The organism is Porphyromonas uenonis DSM 23387 = JCM 13868, assembly GCF_000482365.1.
In the GTDB taxonomy this organism is placed as follows: domain Bacteria; phylum Bacteroidota; class Bacteroidia; order Bacteroidales; family Porphyromonadaceae; genus Porphyromonas; species Porphyromonas uenonis.
Genome location: NZ_AXVC01000044.1, coordinates 1 through 1,102, shown reverse-complemented (window position 1 = coordinate 1,102; position 1,102 = coordinate 1). Strand labels below are relative to the sequence as shown.

Here is a 1,102-nt window from a genome sequence, read left to right as displayed (position 1 = left end):
TCATTCTACGCATTCAGTGCGCCCATAATAGGGGCTTGATAATAATCACTTTGGCAAGTGATTAGGTTAGTATTCCAATTTATAAACCTATCCCATACCGACTTATCCGAATGGGAAACCAAACGGGGAGTGAAGCATGTCGGTAATGCGATAAGTCAGTTAATTGCTAAACTGCGACTGAATTGCTATGGGAAAAGACAGACACAAGGATGAAGCCTGATTGGTTGAACAATAGTCCTATGACTAATGTAGAGGTGGCAACGGAAAGCAGTTACATACGTTGCCTCGCAGTACCCACGCTTATTGAATGGAGTGATGGGCAAGGAATTTACTGCGACATATCCGTCAGAGAACGGAAAAGGATGTACGTTGCATCCGACAGTCTGTCAAGCCAAGTTATCAAGGCCACTAAATGGGGATTGCCTACACGGAGATGCCGAAAGGCTATGAGCATAGGCTCTGAAAACTCCGCATGGCAACGGAGTTCCCGTAGTAGTCTGAGCGTGGGAAAGCCACGTACATGGCAAAGGGGAACAGCTCGGTAATTTTAATATTGTCAAACGATAACGTGTGAGACGTATGAGAAATCCAGAGACCATATTAAACAGTTTATCTGCACATAGCAAAGATGTGCATTACAAGTACGAAAGGTTGTACCGCATCCTATTCAATGAACAGATGTTTTATGTAGCCTACCAGCGCATTTATGCGAAACCGGGCAACATGACACCTGGTTCAGACGGCAAGACCATTGACGGAATGAGTGTTGATAGAATAGGACATCTGATAGCTGCGCTAAAGGATGAAAGTTACATGCCAACGCCTGCCCGAAGAGTCTATATACCTAAAAAGAATGGGAAGAAAAGACCATTGGGCATCCCATCAATTGAAGACAAGATGGTGCAAGAGGTCGTTAGACTTATTCTTGAAGCTGTCTATGAGGGGCATTTTGAGAACACCTCGCATGGATTCAGACCAAGAAGAAGCTGTCATACGGCTTTGCGTTCCATCCAAACTCTTTTCACTGGTGCGAATTGGTTTATCGAAGGTGACATCAAAGGATTCTTCGACAATATTGACCACCATATTCTGATTGAAACTC

General features: G+C 44.1%; 1 protein-coding gene. It reads left to right on the top strand.

Annotated features, from left to right (window positions below; translation table 11 throughout):
• Positions 1-579: 579 nt before the first annotated feature.
• On the top strand, positions 580-1,102 hold a 523-nt coding region (locus L215_RS09255), incomplete at its 3' end, for a reverse transcriptase domain-containing protein (protein ID WP_044111724.1).